15 protein-coding genes are annotated in these 16130 nt (G+C 71.5%); 8 read left to right on the top strand and 7 right to left on the bottom strand.

Features of this window, described 5'->3' with window-relative positions:
• The first annotated feature begins 211 nt into the window (after positions 1-211).
• The 5 genes from ACWCWD_RS25595 to ACWCWD_RS25575 all read left to right on the top strand — a co-directional run bounded on the left by ACWCWD_RS25595 (position 212) and on the right by ACWCWD_RS25575 (position 7172).
• Positions 212-646: a hypothetical protein gene (locus tag ACWCWD_RS25595; protein WP_450776013.1), complete on the top strand. Its 435-nt coding sequence runs from the start codon at positions 212-214 to the stop codon at positions 644-646.
• A gap of 222 nt (positions 647-868) precedes the next feature.
• Positions 869-1879 carry a fibronectin type III domain-containing protein gene (locus ACWCWD_RS25590; RefSeq protein ID WP_450776011.1) on the top strand — a complete coding sequence of 337 codons (1011 nt, stop codon included), beginning with the start codon at positions 869-871 and terminating at the stop codon, positions 1877-1879.
• 203 nt (positions 1880-2082) lie between these two features.
• Positions 2083-3441 carry a M20/M25/M40 family metallo-hydrolase gene (locus tag ACWCWD_RS25585; protein ID WP_450776009.1) on the top strand — a complete coding sequence of 453 codons (1359 nt, stop codon included), beginning with the start codon at positions 2083-2085 and terminating at the stop codon, positions 3439-3441.
• Positions 3442-3449: 8 nt separating this feature from the next.
• Complete coding sequence (locus tag ACWCWD_RS25580) at positions 3450-4970, top strand: YfcC family protein (RefSeq protein ID WP_450776111.1); 1521 nt, start codon at positions 3450-3452, stop codon at positions 4968-4970.
• Between the two features lie 462 nt (positions 4971-5432).
• Positions 5433-7172, top strand: coding sequence for an FG-GAP repeat domain-containing protein (locus tag ACWCWD_RS25575; protein ID WP_450776007.1), 1740 nt, complete (start codon positions 5433-5435; stop codon positions 7170-7172).
• A 126-nt stretch (positions 7173-7298) separates the two neighbouring features.
• Here ACWCWD_RS25575 and ACWCWD_RS25570 read toward each other — a convergent pair whose 3' ends face one another.
• Positions 7299-7508: a DUF397 domain-containing protein gene (locus ACWCWD_RS25570; protein ID WP_450776005.1), complete on the bottom strand. Its 210-nt coding sequence runs from the start codon at positions 7506-7508 to the stop codon at positions 7299-7301.
• A complete protein-coding gene (locus ACWCWD_RS25565; RefSeq protein WP_450776003.1) occupies positions 7505-8338 on the bottom strand; it encodes a helix-turn-helix domain-containing protein in 834 nt (277 codons plus the stop codon). Before ACWCWD_RS25565 ends, ACWCWD_RS25570 begins: the two co-directional genes overlap by 4 nt.
• Before the next feature lie 141 nt (positions 8339-8479).
• Between ACWCWD_RS25565 and ACWCWD_RS25560 the strand changes: the two genes are divergently transcribed.
• Positions 8480-8962 carry an ATP-binding protein gene (locus tag ACWCWD_RS25560; RefSeq protein WP_450776001.1) on the top strand — a complete coding sequence of 161 codons (483 nt, stop codon included), beginning with the start codon at positions 8480-8482 and terminating at the stop codon, positions 8960-8962.
• A gap of 10 nt (positions 8963-8972) precedes the next feature.
• Here the strand turns inward: ACWCWD_RS25560 and ACWCWD_RS25555 are convergent, their stop codons facing one another.
• The 3 genes from ACWCWD_RS25555 to aceB all read right to left on the bottom strand — a co-directional run bounded on the left by ACWCWD_RS25555 (position 8973) and on the right by aceB (position 12476).
• Positions 8973-10103, bottom strand: coding sequence for a CU044_5270 family protein (locus ACWCWD_RS25555; RefSeq protein ID WP_450775999.1), 1131 nt, complete (start codon positions 10101-10103; stop codon positions 8973-8975).
• Positions 10100-10705 (bottom strand): RNA polymerase sigma factor, encoded by a 606-nt coding sequence (locus tag ACWCWD_RS25550; RefSeq protein WP_450776109.1) that lies wholly within the window; start codon positions 10703-10705, stop codon positions 10100-10102. The genes ACWCWD_RS25555 and ACWCWD_RS25550 overlap by 4 nt, the downstream gene beginning before the upstream one ends.
• 151 nt (positions 10706-10856) lie before the next feature.
• Positions 10857-12476, bottom strand: coding sequence for a malate synthase A (aceB, locus tag ACWCWD_RS25545; protein WP_450775997.1), 1620 nt, complete (start codon positions 12474-12476; stop codon positions 10857-10859).
• A 325-nt stretch (positions 12477-12801) separates the two neighbouring features.
• On the opposite strand from aceB, the gene ACWCWD_RS25540 reads away from it, so the two are divergent.
• A complete protein-coding gene (locus tag ACWCWD_RS25540; RefSeq protein ID WP_450775995.1) occupies positions 12802-13698 on the top strand; it encodes a hypothetical protein in 897 nt (298 codons plus the stop codon).
• A gap of 88 nt (positions 13699-13786) precedes the next feature.
• On the opposite strand, the gene ACWCWD_RS25535 is transcribed toward ACWCWD_RS25540, so the two are convergent.
• Positions 13787-14398, bottom strand: coding sequence for a nucleotidyltransferase family protein (locus tag ACWCWD_RS25535; protein ID WP_450775993.1), 612 nt, complete (start codon positions 14396-14398; stop codon positions 13787-13789).
• Positions 14399-14610: 212 nt separating this feature from the next.
• Here ACWCWD_RS25535 and ACWCWD_RS25530 point away from each other — a divergent pair, with 212 nt between their 5' ends.
• On the top strand, positions 14611-14913 hold the full coding sequence (locus ACWCWD_RS25530) for a DUF5955 family protein (protein WP_450776107.1): 303 nt from the start codon (positions 14611-14613) through the stop codon (positions 14911-14913).
• Positions 14914-15033: 120 nt separating this feature from the next.
• On the opposite strand, the gene ACWCWD_RS25525 is transcribed toward ACWCWD_RS25530, so the two are convergent.
• Positions 15034-15825, bottom strand: coding sequence for an IclR family transcriptional regulator (locus tag ACWCWD_RS25525; RefSeq protein WP_450775990.1), 792 nt, complete (start codon positions 15823-15825; stop codon positions 15034-15036).
• Positions 15826-16130: the final 305 nt, after the last annotated feature.

The following is a 16130-nucleotide window of genomic DNA, read 5'->3' as shown; positions in this document are numbered from 1 at the left end:
CTCGATGGGGTCACGGCGAGCAGAGTGTCACCAAAAACTCCTTGGAGTGACCGTGTCGTCACGCAAGGTTACTGGATCGGCTCGGGGGTAGGTCTCGCGTCGCCCCCCGGTGTCCCCTCGGTTCCTGTCGAAGGGGCGAGGCGCCAGGGGGCGGAAGTGGAAGCCACCTCGTACCCGTCTCTTCGGGGCGGGAGATCCAGGGAGACCGCTCATGGCAGTACGGAAGACCGCCGCGACCCTGCTGGCCGCCGCGACGCTCGTCGCCGGCTCGCTCTTCGGGCTGATGGGGCCGGCGTCGGCCTCCGCCCGGCCCGACGAGTCCGCCCTCGCGGCGAAGGCGCTCGCGGGTGCCCGGCAGCACGCGGTGGAGTCGCCCGCCGTGGTGAAGTCCGCCGCCGCGGCGCTGTCCTGTTCCTACACCTACGTGTGCGGGCAGGGCTCCAACGGCAACAGCTTCGCCTACACCAAGTGCAACACCCTCTACCAGCTCCCCAACCTCACCGGCAGCGGCCCCCTCATCAACAACCAGACCCCCGGTACCGTCGCCTACTTCTACGACAAGAACCAGAACTACCTCTTCTCCTCCACGGCCTATCAGTCGACGACGGTCAACTGGACCCCGGTCTGGTACGCCATCGCCTGCTGATGGGTCGCCGGTGACCGCGGCGGGGCGCTCGTACGGCTCCGGGGCCGGTGGCCCGGGCGCCCCGCCGCATCCACCGGGTCGTCGAGGCGGAATCCAGGGCTCCATAACCACATGCGCGTGGCCCGGTGCAAGCCGGGGGAGGTGCACATCCGCACATTGCGGAAGGTTCCGCGCAGTCCCCTTGTGGCCCGCCCGTGCGCCGTGCCATACAGGTCTGGACCAATGCCCCGGACGAAAGGCGGCAGCGCCGTGCACCTGCCCCCCACGCGTGTCGTGTCGACCTGCTCCGCCGTACTCCTCCTCGCTCTGCTCACCGGCTGCGGCGGCGGTCCCGCCGCCGCAGCCGACACCGAGGCGCCCACCACCCCGCAGGACGTGACCGCCCAGGTGAGCAGCTCCACCTCCGTGCACGTCATGTGGGAGCCGTCCTCCGACGACAAGGCGGTCACCGGATACGAGGTCTACCGCGACGGCACCCCGGCGAAGACCGTCCCCGCGGCCACGCACATGATCGACGTCGGCGGGCTCACCGCGTCCACCGCCTACACCTTCACCGTCCGGGCCCGCGACGCGGCCGGCAACCTCTCCGCGCCCGGCCCCGGCGTAGCGGCCACCACCCAGCCCACGCCGCCCGACGACCGGGCGGCGCCCTCCGTCCCCGGGTCGCCGCGCGCCGCCGCCGTCGGCACCGACAGCGTGACCCTCTCCTGGAAGGCCTCGACGGACGACGTCCGCGTCTCCTCCTACGACGTCTACCAGGAGGACTCCCGCATCCACAGCGTCTCCGGCACCGTGACCAGCGCCCGGCTCACCGGCCTGCGCCCCGGCACGGTCTACACCTTCACGGTCCGCGCCCGCGACGCCTCGGACAAGTCCTCCGCCGACAGCCGTTCCGTCGACGTCACCACCACATCCGCCCCCGGCGCCCCCGCGAGCACCGCCCCCACCGGTCTGCGCGCGGAGACGAAGGGCGGGCCCGGCGACTACACCGCCGCACTCTCCTGGGACCAGCCGCGGGTGGGCGGGGAGATTCCCGCGTACGAGCTCTACCTGGACGGGAAGTTCACCACGACCATCGTCTGGGGCGGTACGCCTCCGAAGGGCCGCGCCACCTACGAGCTGACGCTCACCGAACCGAAGGGCACCCGGCACTCCGTCAAGATCCGGGCCAAGCTCCCCGATGGCACGTGGGGCGACTTCTCCGCGCAGCGCACCCTCGTCCTCGGCGGCTGACGGGCGGACGGACGCCGCCTGCGGCACCCGGCGTCGCGGACGCGCGGGAGCGCCCGCCCTGTGGTCCATTGATCCCTGGGGCGTGTCCGCGCGATCCCCGCACCCCGCGACGCCCGCCGGGCGCACAGCGGGGGGACGACACGGACACGACCCGGAACCTCGGACGCGAGTACGCGAGTACATGAGGAACAGGGGTGTGCACCATGGACCTGAGCACCCGGGTCGACGCGCTGATGGACGGTCTGACCGCCGACCTGGAAAGGCTGACGGCCATCGCGTCCATCGCCTTCCCCGGCTTCCCGCCCGAACCCGTCCAGGAGGCCCACGCCCTCCTGGTGGAACTGCTGCGAGGAGCCGGCGTCACACGGATCGACCGCCTCGACCTCCCCGACACCGCGCCGGTCATCGTGGCGGAGGTTCCGCCACCCACCCCCGACGCGCCCACCGTCCTCCTCTACGGCCACTACGACGTCCAGCCGCCCGGCGACCCCGGTCTCTGGCGGTCGCCGCCCTTCGAGCCCACCCCCCTCGACGACGGAACCGGCCTCAGGGCCCGGGGCGTCGCCGACGACAAGGCGAACGTCATCGTCCACCTCGGCGTGCTGCGGGCGTTCGGCGGCGTGCCCCCGGTCGGGCTGAAGATCGTCCTGGAGGGGCAGGAGGAGTACGGCAGCGCCTTCGACGAGTACCCGCCCACCGACCCGGACCGCTTCGCCTGCGACGCCATGGTCATCGCCGACCTCGGCAACATCCGACCCGGCAGCCCCACCCTCACCACCGGACTGCGGGGCGCGGCGGAGGTCGTGGTCGAAGTACGTACCCTCGCCGAGCCCCGGCACAGCGGCGAATTCGGCGGAGCCGCCCCCGACGCCCTGCTGGCGCTGCTCACGGCGCTCGCCACCCTGCACGACGTGCACGGCGACGTGGCGGTCGAGGGCCTGCGGCGCGAGGAGTGGACCGGCACCACCTTCACCGAGGAGGAGTTCCGCTCCCTGGCCGGGGTGCTGGACGGCGTGCCGCTGACCGGATCCGGCAGCCTCGGCGAACGGCTCTGGAGCGGACCGGCCATCACCGTGATCGGGATCGACGCCCCGAGCGTCGACCACGCGGCCTCGGCCGTCGTGCCCTACGCGCGCGCCAAGCTGAACCTCCGGTTCCACCCGCTTCAGGATCCGAAGGAGGCACGCGGGCTCCTCGTCACCCACCTGGAGGCACTCCGCCCGTTCGGTATCGCGCTGACCGTCACCGCCGGAGACACCGGCCCCGGATACGAGGCCCGCACCGACGGCCCGGCCTACCGTGCGGCCCTCACCGCCCTGCGCGAAGGGTGGGGCGAGGAGCCCGCGTACATCGCGAGCGGTGGCTCCATCCCCCTGGTGAACGGCCTGGCCAGAGCCGTGCCCGGAGCCGAGGTGCTCCTCTTCGGAGCCCAGGACAACATGTGCAACCTGCACGCCCCGAACGAACGCGTCCTCTTCTCCGAGCTCAGGTCGGCGGTGATCGCCGAAGCCGCCTTCCTGCGGGAGTTCGCGGCCGGCCACCGGGCCGGAGGCACGGCGTGAGCACCCAGGTGACGGGCGGTGCCACTCCCGGAGAGGACCACCCGGAGAAGCGGAAGTTCACCTTCCCGAGCGCGCTCACGATCCTCGCCCTGGTGACCCTCGCCGTCTGGGCGCTCGCCTTCCTCATCCCCTCCGGGGCGTACGACCGCAACGCCGACGGCGCCCCCGTCCAGGGCACCTACCACCGGGTCCCCTCCGACCAGAGCTTCGTCGACCGGCTCGACGACCTCTTCCTCTCGCCCGTCAACGGCCTCTACGGAATCCGGGACACGAAGACCGGCCAGGTCGGGCCCGATCTGACCGGCGAGCTGTACGGCAGCGCGGGCGTCTTCCTCTTCGTCATCGCGATCGGCGCGTTCATCACCGTCGTCTTCGCCACCGGGGCCCTCGACCGGGGCATCGGCCGCCTCGCCCACCGGCTGCGCGAGCGCGGCGCGCTGCTCATCGTCGGCGTCATGGTGGTCTTCTCGCTGCTCGGCACGGTGGAGGGCTTCGCCGAGGAGACCCTCGGCTTCTACGGGCTGATCGTCCCGCTGATGCTCGCCCTCGGCTACGACCGCATGGTCGCGACCGGCACGATCATCCTCGGCGCGGGCATCGGGGTGCTCTGCTCCACCGTCAACCCCTTCGCCACCGGCGTCGCCTCGTCCGCCGCGGACATCTCCCTCGGCGACGGCATCGTGCTGCGCGGCGTCATGTGGATCGTCCTGACGGCCGTGACCATCGCCTACGTCGTCCGGTACGCCTCCCGGGTCCGCAAGGACCCCGCCCGCTCCCTCTCCGGCTTCCTGCCCGGCGACCGCGAGCAGTCGGCGGCGGAAACCGAGGAACCGCCTGCGTTGACCCCGCTGCACCAGATCGTCCTGGTGCTGGTCGGACTCACCTTCGCCTTCATGATCTTCTCCGTGGTGCCGTGGTCCAGCGCCATCAGCGGGGACGCCGACGCCACTCCGTACGGCTTCGAACTCGGCTGGTCCTTCCCGCAACTGGCCGCGCTCTTCATCGTCGCCGCGGTGGTCGTCGGCGTGGTCGCCCGGTTCGGCGAACAGAGGCTGAGCGCGACGATCGTGCAGGGCGCGGCGGACTTCATCTCGCCCGCGCTCGTCATCGTGCTGGCGCGCGGGGTCACCGTCATCATGAACAACTCGCGGATCACCGACACGGTGCTGCACTCCATCGAGGGAGCGGTCTCCGGGGTCTCGTCCGGCCTCTTCGCCGTCGTCGTGTTCATCGTCAACCTGCCGCTGGCGTTCCTGATCCCCTCCACCTCCGGGCACGCCACCCTCGCCATGCCGATCCTCGCGCCCCTCGCCGACTTCGCGGGCGTCTCGCGCGCCGTGGTGGTCACCGCCTGGCAGGCGGCGAGCGGCTGGATGAACCTCTGGGTGCCGACGACCGCCGTCACCATCGGCGGAATCGCGCTGGCGAAGATCGGCTACGACAAGTACCTGCGCTTCGTCTGGCCGCTGCTGGCCATTCTCTTCGTGCTGATCTGCGGATTCGTCGCGCTGGGCGCGGTGTGGACCTGACGGGTCCCGCGGGTGCCCGAACACACCCGGCCCCAGCCATCCGTGGCCGGGCCGTACGGCCGGTGCACCGTTCCGCCGTCGCGCGTACACGTCGGTTTCACGCCATCTTCTTTCCCTCTCCACGACTCGTTTTCCCGCCGGCGCCCGGGCGGCGCCGGATCAAGGAAGCGTCAGTAACCGGTACCGGCCGGACAACGGACTTGCCGGACGAGCCCTTCTGGAGATAGATCTAATCCACGACCCTGGGGAGGGGCGCCACCTCTGGTGGGGGGATTCTGCTCCGTCATGCCGTGCGCCGGTGTCATGACCGATACCGAAGGCACGTCGACGGACGCCATTCATCCGAGACCGCACACGTGCGGCTCGGCACCGGCATGCGCGCCGCTCCCCGTGGAGTCGTCTTTTTCCACAGGAGGCAGAATGCCCAACCCCGCAATACCCGGGTCCCGGCGGACCCGGAGGATGGCCACATCGGCAGCGGTCGTCTGCGCCGGTCTGCTGGTCAGCGGTTCGATGACGATCACCGCACACGCGGCAGGGAACGACGCCGCGACCCCGGGCACGGTGACCGTGCCGCACGCGTCCTCCGCGCGCCCCACCTTCACGGTGCCGGGCCGTGAGAACGCCGTGGCTCCCCAGCCGCGCAACTTGATGGCCCGTTCCGCCGCCGTCGACTCCTCGGCCGCCCAGCGCGCCGACTTCGACGGTGACGGCGCCGGAGACCTCGCCTACCGTGAGGGCTGGGGAGACGTCTACACGGACTGGGGCAACGGTTACGCCGACGTCCTCTCCGGCGAGACCGCCCAGGTCAAGGACCTGCTGCTGCCCGGCGACATGACCGGCGACGGCAAGGCCGACCTGCTGGTGGTGACGCCCACCGGATCGCTCCGGCTCTACAGCGGAGCCAACGCGGCCGTCGACGGCGGCCTCAGCTCGTACACCACGCTCAGCAGCGGCTGGCAGGCGTACAACAAGCTCGTCGTCCCCGGTGACCTGAACGGTGACGGCGCGCCCGACCTGCTCGCCCGCAGCACCGCCGGACTGTTCCTCTTCCCGGGTACGGGCAAGAACTTCGGCAAGGGCATCCAGGTCGGCGGCACCGGCTGGAGCCAGTTCGACCAGCTGGTCGGCGCGGACGACCTCACCGGCGACGGCATCGCCGACCTGGTGACCCGCAACGCCACCGGGGTCTACGTGTATCCCGGCAACGGCAAGGTCACCGGGTACCCGTTCAAGACCCAGTTCCAGATCGGGGGCACCGGCTGGGCGCAGTACAACCAGATCACCGGCGGCACCGACTACAACGGCAACGGCACCGCGGACCTCGCGGCCCGGGGCTACGACGGCAAGCTGTACTTCTACGACGGCAAGGGCACCGGATTCTTCCAGGCCCGCGTGCTTTCCGGCCCCGGCTGGAACACGGTCTCGCAGCTGGCCGGGGCCGGCAACAACGCCGCCTACGGCAAGTCCGGGGTCTTCGCCCGCACCAGCAACGGCACCCTGTACTACTACGACGGCACCGGACTCGGGAAGCTGTCGGCGAAGTACCTGATCGGATCGGGCTGGACCCGCTCCGAGAGCCGTCTCACCCACAGTGTCTCGCTCCGGTCGGACGGAAGCTCCGACCTGATCGCGCACAGCACGTACGACGGCCACCTGTACAACACGGCCACGTACGCGGAGAACGACACCGATCTCGCGGCCGGTTCGAAGTCGTACAACCTGGTCGTCGGCCCCGGTGACCTGAACGGTGACGGCAAGAGCGACCTGATCGCCCGCAGCTCCACCGCGCTGTACTTCTACGCGGGCAACGGCGACGGCCTCTCCATGAAGGGCCGGGTCCAGGTCGGCGGCAGCGGCTGGAGCCAGTACAACAAGCTGGTCGGCGCCGGTGACCTCAACCGCGACGGCCGTGCGGACGTCATCGCCCGCAGCTCCGCCGGGCTGTTCTTCTACCCCGGCACCGGCAAGTCGTCCACGCCGCTCGGCACCCGCATCCAGATCGGCGGCACCGGCTGGAGCCAGTACTCCAACCTCGCCGCCCCGGGCGACATCAACGGGGACGGCATCGCCGACCTCCTGGCGTCCAACTCCAAGGGCCAGCTGTTCTTCTACGCGGGCACCGGAGTCGCCAAGACCCCGTTCAAGGCCCGCGTCCAGATCGGCACCGGGGGCTGGAACCAGTACCCCGACCTGGTCTGATCGCTGACCCACCCGCGGCGCCCCGAGCGCCGCAACCCGTCCGCCCGGCCCCCGCACACCAGCGGGGAGCCGGGCGGACGGCTTTTTCCGACCGGGCGCGCGGGTACGGGCACGCGGCTATGGGGGTCAGCCGCGTGCGGCTTCCGCGACGAACGCGGCCCAGACGTCCGGGGTCAGGGTGAGGGTGGGGCCGGTGTGCTGCTTGGAGTCGCGTACGTGGACGGTGCCGGGGGAGGTGGCCACCTCAAGGCATTGCCCGCCCTCGGCGCCGCTGTGGCTGCTCTTGAACCAGCGCAGCTCCGCGTCGGAACCGCCTGTGGTGACGTGGACGTTCATACCTCTCCCAGCTGTTTCTCGATGAAGGCCAGGGACTCACGCGGGGTGAGGGCCTGGGCTCGGATGATCCCATAGCGGGCCGCCAGGGCGCGGACCTCTCTGCGCTCCGTCACCAGTGTGCTCCGGCCCTGCACTTCGAGATAGCCGACCGGCTCGCCGTGTTGAGGGGTGAGGACGGTGAACGGGCCGTCCACGCCCGCGTTGTCCTCCCGGTCCGCAGGCATCACCTGGATCTCGACATTGCGCTTCTGCCCAATCAGCAGCAGATGTTCCAGCTGCCCTCGCCGCACCTCGCGGCCTCCCAGCCCCCGGGTGACGACGTACTCCTCCATGACGAAACTGAGCAGTGGGGCGGGCCAGCGAGGAAAGATCTCCTGACGCGCCTGCCGTGCGGCGACCCGCTGGTCGATGGTGGCCTCGTCGAGCAGCGGGCGCCGCTCTTTCAGCAGCGCACGGGTGTACTCCTCCGTCTGCAGGAGGCCGTTGATCACTACGGTGTCGTACACGGAGAGCTCCGCCGCCTCCGCCTCGATCCTGGCGGCATCCCGGAAGAAGGCCGGATACTGGGCTCGGGCCACTTCCTGCTTGCTGGTGCTCAGCAGGCCGTGAGCCCGCAGGATGTCGTCCGCCTGGTCGATGAACTTCGGCGGGGGCACCCGCCGCCCCTGCTCGAACGCGGCGATGGTGGACGCGGAGTAGCCCGTGAGGGCGCCTAGCTGGGCCCGGTCGATACCGGCGGCCACGCGGAGGAGTTTCAACTGGCGCCCGAAGACGGCCAGGATGCCCGTCCCGCTCTCGTGCGCCTCATGCGGTTGCTGCTCTTCCGGCATGACCTGCCTCCACGGTCGCTTTCCCGCCCTGCCGCTTCACGCTCCATCGCGTGTACAGGGTGCGTGCCGTCGCGTACAGCCCCGGGCCGTCAGCGCGTCACTCCTGGTCAACGGTAGGGGGAGGGCACGAGGGTTTTCCTCATGAACGAAGCAATTACCTCTCCCGTGGGATTGGTTGAAACCTGCGCCCCGGTGCGGGAGTTCGCCATGCGGTTCACCTCGACACCGCGCGGCGCCCGTCTCTCCCGCCGTCTCGTGTCGCTCCGGCTCCACGAGTGGGGCCACCCCTGGGGCTCGGAGACGAACGACACCCTGTCGCTGATCGCCGCCGAGTTGACGGCGAACGCGGTGCGGCACGGGCGGGTGGCGGGACGGGACTTCCACGTGCGGCTCACCGAAGGGGAGGGCGGCACCCTGCGGATCGAGGTGACGGACACCCGTACCGAGCGGTGTCCGTCACCCGGCGATCCGCGCGAGCCGGCCCTCGACGAGGAGTCGGGCCGGGGGCTCCTCCTCGTCTCCCGGCTCGCGGAACGCTGGGGCGTCCTGCCCCGCTCGGGTGCGCCCGGCAAGACGGTGTGGGCGGAGGCGTACGGGGAGAAGAGCCCGTCCGGCACCGCCTGACCGGGCGGTGTCAGCTCTGCTCGGTGTCCTTCCCTCCCGCCGCCTTCGACGGCAGCTCGCCCGCCCGGTCGACCACGCCCCAGCCGGTCCGCGCGAGGCTGGAAAGGAGGGTCCCGGCCTCCCCGTACGAGGTGTCCTCGGTGAGATAGCTGCGCGAACCGAGGAAGGAGAGGTCGGTCCGGTCGAAGACCCACTCGGTGCGGGTGCCGTAGCGGGTGTCCTCGCGGGCGATGCCGAGCCCGTGCCGCCCGAGGGCGTCGGCGGCCTGCGGGGCTTCGACGACACCCGGGAGTCTGGCGGCGGCCTCGTACAGGGCGGCGGCGGTGGGAGCCGGCATCACCGCGGTCAGCAGCTCGCCGATCCGGTCGAAGACGGCCTGGGCGCGCTCCTGGTCCGGGGAATCGGGAGTGTGCGCGTACAGATACGTCAGCAGCCGCTCGGGGTCGGTCGGGAGCGTGCCGAGCCAGGCGTAGGTGGGACGGCTGAGCCCGGCGGCGGTGCCCTCCGTGTCACCCAGCTCCGCGTTGACGGAGAACGTCTCCCCACCGGTGCGGACCAGACCGAGCTTCCGCAGCGGGCGCGGGTCCTGGGCGGCCCACTCCTCGCGCTCCTCCAGCGGTCCGACCACCGCCTTTCCGCTGGTCAGGTCCGCACCCCGGACCGTGGAGCGGGTGTAGAGGAACTGGTCGTCGCGGACGGCGGGGACGCCGGTGCGCAGCGCCACCGCGGAGATGCGGTGCAGCAGCGCCGGACCGCCACGGCCGGTGGCGTCGGCGGTGGGCGAGGCGGACGCGGTGGGCCGGTCCGGGCCCGGGGCGACGGCGAGGGTGGCGACCACCACCCCGACGAGAGCGCACGCGGACAGCGGTACGAGCACGGCGGGGCGGAGGAGACGGCGAAGGGCGGGCCGGGCGGACCCGGTGGTTCCGGTCTCGGTCGCGGTGGTGCCGGCCTGTTCGGCCGTGTCGTGGTCGATGAGGTTCATGAGCAGTTCCTTGTGGTGACGGTGCCGCTCGGGGGAGAGCGCGTCGACGTCCGGGGCCGGCATCAGCCGGGCGATCTCCCGGGCGTCCGCGTCCGGCAACTCCCGGACCCCGCGCCGGTCCTGGGACAGGCCGGTGTCGTCGTGGTTCTGGCTCATCGGGTCTCCTCCCGTACGGGCAGGGCCGCGAGTGCGGCCGTACCTGTCACCTCTCCGCGGGCGCCGCGTGGTTCCCGCTCTTCCTCGACGAGCCGGGCCAGCCTCTTGCGGGCGCGCGAGAGGCGCGAGCGGACCGTCCCGACCGGCACGCCGAGGGCTTGCGCCGCCTGCCCGTAGTCGAGGCCGGACCACACGCACAGGGAGAGCACCTCCCGCTCGTGCCGGCGCAGTCTCCCCAGCGCGTCCTGGACCGCCCGCAGCCGACGCGTGTCGTCGAGGCGGTCCACCGTCTCCGGGGCGAAGTCGGGCACGACTTCGGGCCTCGGCCCGCGGGCGAGGAAGGCGATGCGGCGGCGGGCTCCGCGCCGGGCGTTCTCGCACTTGTGGGTGGCGATGCCGAGGAGCCAGGGGAGCAGCGGACCACCCTCCTCCGTCACGGTTTCCCGTCGGCGCCAGGCGGTCAGAAAGGTCTCCGACATGATGTCCTCGGCGGCCGAGCGGTCGCCCGTCAGCCGCAGCGCGTGCCGGTGGACCTGTGGCGCGCACGCCTCGTACAGCTCGGCGAACGCCTCGCGTTCACCCGCGCGTACGCGTCGGCGCAGGTCGTCGTCTTCTTGTTCCCTCACACCTGTCATCTCTCCGCGGCACGGGCCGGGTTCCTGTGACCTGGGTCATGCCGACTCGCCACGCGCACGCGCGCGACCGCCCCCGGCGTGGTGCGCCGGGGGCGGCCGGGTGGGAGCGGTACGCGGCTCAGCGCAGCTGCTCGTACGCGGGCAGGGTGAGGAAGTCCGTGTAGTCGGTGTCCAGCGCCACCTGGAGCAGCAGGTCGTGGGCCTGCTGCCAGCGGCCGGACGCGAACGCCTCCTCGCCGATCTCGGCGCGGACGGCGGCGAGCTCCTCGGCGGCGACCTTACGGGCCAGATCGGCGGTGGCGTGTTCGCCGTTCTCGAAGACCACGTCCGCGTTGATCCACTGCCAGATCTGCGAGCGGGAGATCTCCGCCGTGGCCGCGTCCTCCATGAGGCCGAAGATGGCTACAGCACCCGTGCCGCGCAGCCACGCCTCGATGTAACGGATGCCGACCGCCACGGCGTTGCGCCAACCCTCGTACGTGGGGCGGGCGTCCAGGCTGTCGACGGCGATCAGGTCGCCCGCCGCCACCGAGACGTCCTCGCGGAGCCGGTCCTTCTGGTTCGGCTTCTCGCCCAGCACCGCGTCGAAGGAGGCGAGGGCGATCGGGACCAGGTCCGGGTGGGCGACCCAGGAGCCGTCGAAGCCGTCGGCCGCCTCGCGGTCCTTGTCCGCCTTCACCTTCTCGAACGCGACCTTGTTGGCCTCGGCGTCCCGGCGCGAGGGGATGAAGGCCGCCATCCCGCCGATGGCGTGCGCTCCGCGCTTGTGGCAGGTGCGGACGAGGAGTTCGGTGTACGCGCGCATGAACGGAGCGGTCATCGTGACCGCGTTGCGGTCCGGCAGGACGAACTTCGTACCGCCGTCACGGAAGTTCTTCACGATGGAGAAGAGATAGTCCCAGCGCCCGGCGTTGAGCCCCGAGGCGTGGTCGCGCAACTCGTGGAGGATCTCCTCCATTTCGTAGGCGGCGGTGATCGTCTCGATGAGGACGGTGGCGCGGACCGTGCCCTGCGGGATGCCGATGTACTCCTGGGCGAAGACGAAGACGTCGTTCCAGAGGCGGGCCTCCAGGTGGGACTCCGTCTTCGGGAGGTAGAAGTACGGGCCCTTGCCGAGGTCGATCAGCCGCTGGGCGTTGTGGAAGAAGTACAGGCCGAAGTCGACCAGCGCACCGGGGACCGGGGTTCCGTCGAGCTGGAGGTGACGCTCGTCGAGGTGCCAGCCGCGCGGGCGGGTGACGACGGTCGCCAGCTCCTCGGCGGGCCGCAGGGCGTACGTCTTCCCGGACTTCGGGTCGGTGAAGTCGATGCGGCGCTCGTAGGCGTCGATCAGATTGAGCTGCCCGAGGACGACGTTCTCCCACGTCGGGGCCGAGGCGTCCTCGAAGTCGGCGAGCCAGATCCGGGCACCGGAGTTGAGCGCGTTGACCGTCATCTTCCGGTCGGTCGGCCCGGTGATCTCCACCCGGCGGTCGTCAAGCGCCGGCGGAGCGGGCGCCACCCGCCAGGAGTCGTCGGCGCGGACACTCGCCGTCTCCGGCAGGAAGTCCAGGGCGGAGGTACGGGCGATCTCCGCGCGGCGCTCCGCCCGGCGGGCGAGGAGCTCGTCGCGGCGGGGCGTGAACCGCCGGTGCAGCTCGGCCACGAACGCGAGAGCCGCGTCGGTCAGCACCTCCTCCTGCCGGGGCAGGGGCTCGGCGTCGACGACGACCAGCGGGGACGGCACCGGTGCGGACATGAGCGGTCACTCCTTCGGGGGTGCGGGCCTGCGGGGGCTTCGATGGGCCCACGGGCTTCTGCTCAGTGGATAGTAGTTTCCTCATCGTGGAACCTCAACGGTCCGTCGATGTGGCGAGCCGTCGGATGTGGTGAGCCGCCGGAGGTGACGGGGGCGGGGTGCCGGAGGTGTGACGGGGTGTCGGCGTCCGGAGGGGCGGGGCGGGCGCCCCCGTCCGCTCGGGCGGAGTCCCCGGGTGCCGCACATACCCGATAATTCCCTTGCCGCGGCCTTCCCCGCCCGTCGCGGGTCCGGTGGTGTCCGGCGGGACGGAGAGCGACCGAGGGTGAACAGAACGATGGCGACGGACGCGGTGGCCGAATCGATAGGCATGGACCCGGACAGCGGGCTCTTGCTGGTTCCGGCCGGCGATGTCGAATTCTCGATCGGTGTGGGGCTGTGGGACGACGCGGTCGACACCTATCGGACGTTCGTGGAACGGAGCCTGGTGGGGGGCTGGGAGAAGAGCGTCGTCAGGGCGTCGGTCGCGGGGCGATCGGCGAAGCAGGACCTCGCTCCCCTGCCGGTGCAGCTCGTCCCCCGGCCGGACAACGAGTACAACCCGAAGGCGATCAGTGTGGCCGCCCCGCCCTTCCTCGGGGGCACGGACCACGAGCGGCACTTGGGCTACATGTACGACCGGAACCTGGTGTCGCTCGGCGGCCCGCTGCGGAGCCTCGCCCTGGTGTCGGGCCGGCCGGTCGGCGCTCACGCGCTGGTCGAAGTGAGCGAGGTGGACGACGAGTGGGACGACCTGGACGCGGAATTCGACGGCATGCCTCGTGTCCGTGGAGCGAAGAAGACGTATACGGTCATGTCGCTGCGACTCAGGCTGCCCTGGTGGGAAGAGCTCCAGGCCATGACGGTCGAGTACGCCCGAGCGGTGCGGCCCGATCTGATCCTGCCCTTCATCGGTCACTGGGCGGCGTACGCGCCGGGTGCCCATGCCCAACTTCTCGACCGGACCGGGCAGAAGGAGTTCTCCGTCGCCCTCCGCGTGGTGAACGACCGGCTCGTCGCCTTCTACGAGGACATCGAACTGGCCGTCCTCGCACCGTCCTCGCGCGACTTCTTCGACCGGACCATGCGGCGGGTGAGTGAACTGGGGGGCGAGGCGCAGGCCTTCGCCGAGGAACACGGCGGGGCGTTGAAGGTGTTCGTCGAGGACGACGCACCGGTCTGACGGTCCCGGGCGGTGTCCGGGAGACCGACGCGCCGGCCTGCCCCGGCCCCAGGCGGTGTCCGGCGCCCGCCCGGCCCCGTTCAGGGGCTCAGGGACCGGCCAGGCGCCCCAGGTCCTCCGGTGTGTCGATGTCGTACGCCTCCGCCACGTCCCCGCACTCGACCAGCGTGAGCGCCTCCCGGTGCTCCCGCAGATAGGCGCGCGCCCCCCGGTCGCCGGTGGCGTCCTCGGCCACCCCCGCCCAGTGCCCGGCGCCGAGGAGTACCGGATGCCCGCGCGTCCCGTCGTACGAGGCTGCCGCCAGGCTCGCCCGGGAGGTGGCGGCCGCGCGGACCCGGGACACCGCCTCGGGGCCGATGCCCGGCTGGTCGACGAGGAGGACGAGTGCCGCGTCCGCCCCGGTGCCCGCGAGTGCGGCGAGACCCGCGCGCAGTGAACTGCCCATGCCCTGCCGCCACTCCGGGTTGACCACCACCACGCATCCCGCGAGCGCGCTCCGGGCCCGCACCTCGTCGGCGGCGGCGCCCAGCACCACCACGATCCGGCCGCATCCGCCGTCGCGCAGTGATCGAATCGCGTGTTCGATCAGCGGGCGGCCCCGGTACGTCAGGAGCGCCTTGGGCCGCCCGCCGAGGCGCCGGCCACCTCCGGCGGCGAGCAGTACCCCGGTGACCAGGGAGTTCTCAGAAACTGGAGCCATGGGTCCTGGATACCACCGACACGCCGTCGAGCGGGTCGCACACACGAAAGCCGCGTCACCCTCAGGGGTAACCCTGATTTCTGGTCACGGAGTGGCGCCGGCCACCTCCGATGGCGTTAACTTGCCTCCACTCCGGAGCACTTGACCACGCCCCGGAGCGCAAAAGACCTACGGCACGAAGGCGTGCGAGGGGGAGTGCATTGTTGCGAAGTGTGGGGCAGGAGCGGGTGACCGGGAGCAGCGAGGACCCCAGGGTCTCGGAGTTGCGGACAGCGGTGTCCCGGCTCCGTCGCGAGCTGGCCGGGCATCCCGCGGAGTTCTCCGACCGGGGAATCGCGGAGGAGGAGCTGGCCGCGCTGGACGCCATGGCGGTCAGCGCGGTGCCGGAGATTCCCCGGCTCCGCCGTTCCCTGCTGCTGATCGCGGGGTCGATCGGATCGGTGAGCGCCCTGGCGCCGGGGCTCCGGGCGGTACGCAACGCGGTGGATCTCTTCGGGGAGCCGCCGCGCGGATGACGCGCCCGGGGATCCGGGGAAGACCGTGAGGGAAGGGGCGGCAGGCTCGATGCCTGCCGCCCCTCCTTCACGCCGGTGGCGCGCCCGCTCAACCGCCCGCGGCGAGCACCTCGCGCACGCTCAACCGCCCGCCGCGAGCACCTCGGAGAGGTCCTTCGCCGTCTGCTGCAGGATCGGGACGATCCGTTCCGTCGCCGCCTCCGTGACCCGTCCGGCCGGACCCGAGATGGAGATCGCGGCGGCGGTGGGGGAGTCGGGCACGGCGACGGCCAGACACCGCACCCCGATCTCCTGCTCGTTGTCGTCGACGGCGTAACCGGCCTGGCGGACCTGCTCCAGCGCCTCCAGGAAGCCGTCCGGAGTGGTGATCGTCTTCTCGGTGGCGGCCGGCATCCCGGTGCGCGCCAGCAACGCGCGTACCTCCTCCGGCGACGTGTGCGCCAGCAGCGCCTTGCCGACACCCGTGGAGTGCGGCAGCACCCGGCGGCCCACCTCGGTGAACATCCGCATCGAGTGCTTCGAGGGCGCCTGCGCGACGTACACCACCTCGTCGCCGTCGAGCAGCGCCATGTTCGCGGTCTCGCCCGTCTCCTCCACCAGGTGCTGGAGATAGGGCCGCGCCCAGGTGCCGAGCAGCCGGGACGCCGACTCGCCCAGGCGGATCAGCCGGGGGCCCAGGGCGTAGCGGCGGTTGGGCTGCTGGCGTACGTACCCGCAGAGCACCAGGGTCCGCATCAGGCGGTGGATGGTGGGCAGCGGCAGCCCGCTGGTCGTGGAGAGTTCGCTCAGGCCCACCTCGCCCCCGGCGTCCGCCATCCGCTCCAGCAGGTCGAAGGCGCGCTCCAGGGACTGCACCCCACCGCTGGAACCGGCGGTCTTGGAGTCGGAAGTGCTGGCGTCGGACGGCGGCACGTCAACGTTCCTTTCGAAGCGGGAGGCAAGGTAGCAGCGTACCGGGACGGTCGCGGTCCGCGCACTGCTCGTGGCGCCACGTATCTGCCGGTCAGAGGCGTGTTTCCGGCTGCCGCGGGCGGGGCCCGGGAGGCGCGCGAGGGGCGTCGGCCGGCTCTGCGCGCCTTCCGGAGTCCGGAAGCCTGATTCTGTTTCACGGAAGTTTCCGCGTGCTTTCGCGTGCTCTCCGGGCGGGATCCGTGCGGGCGCACCTGCGGCGGAGGGGGCTTGACGGAGGGGAAACCCGCGTGAAGACTCCTTCAACA

This window comes from Streptomyces sp. NPDC001493, assembly GCF_053597235.1.
The sequence above is the reverse complement of the archived record's forward strand: the minus strand, read 5'-3'. Positions and strand labels throughout refer to the sequence as shown.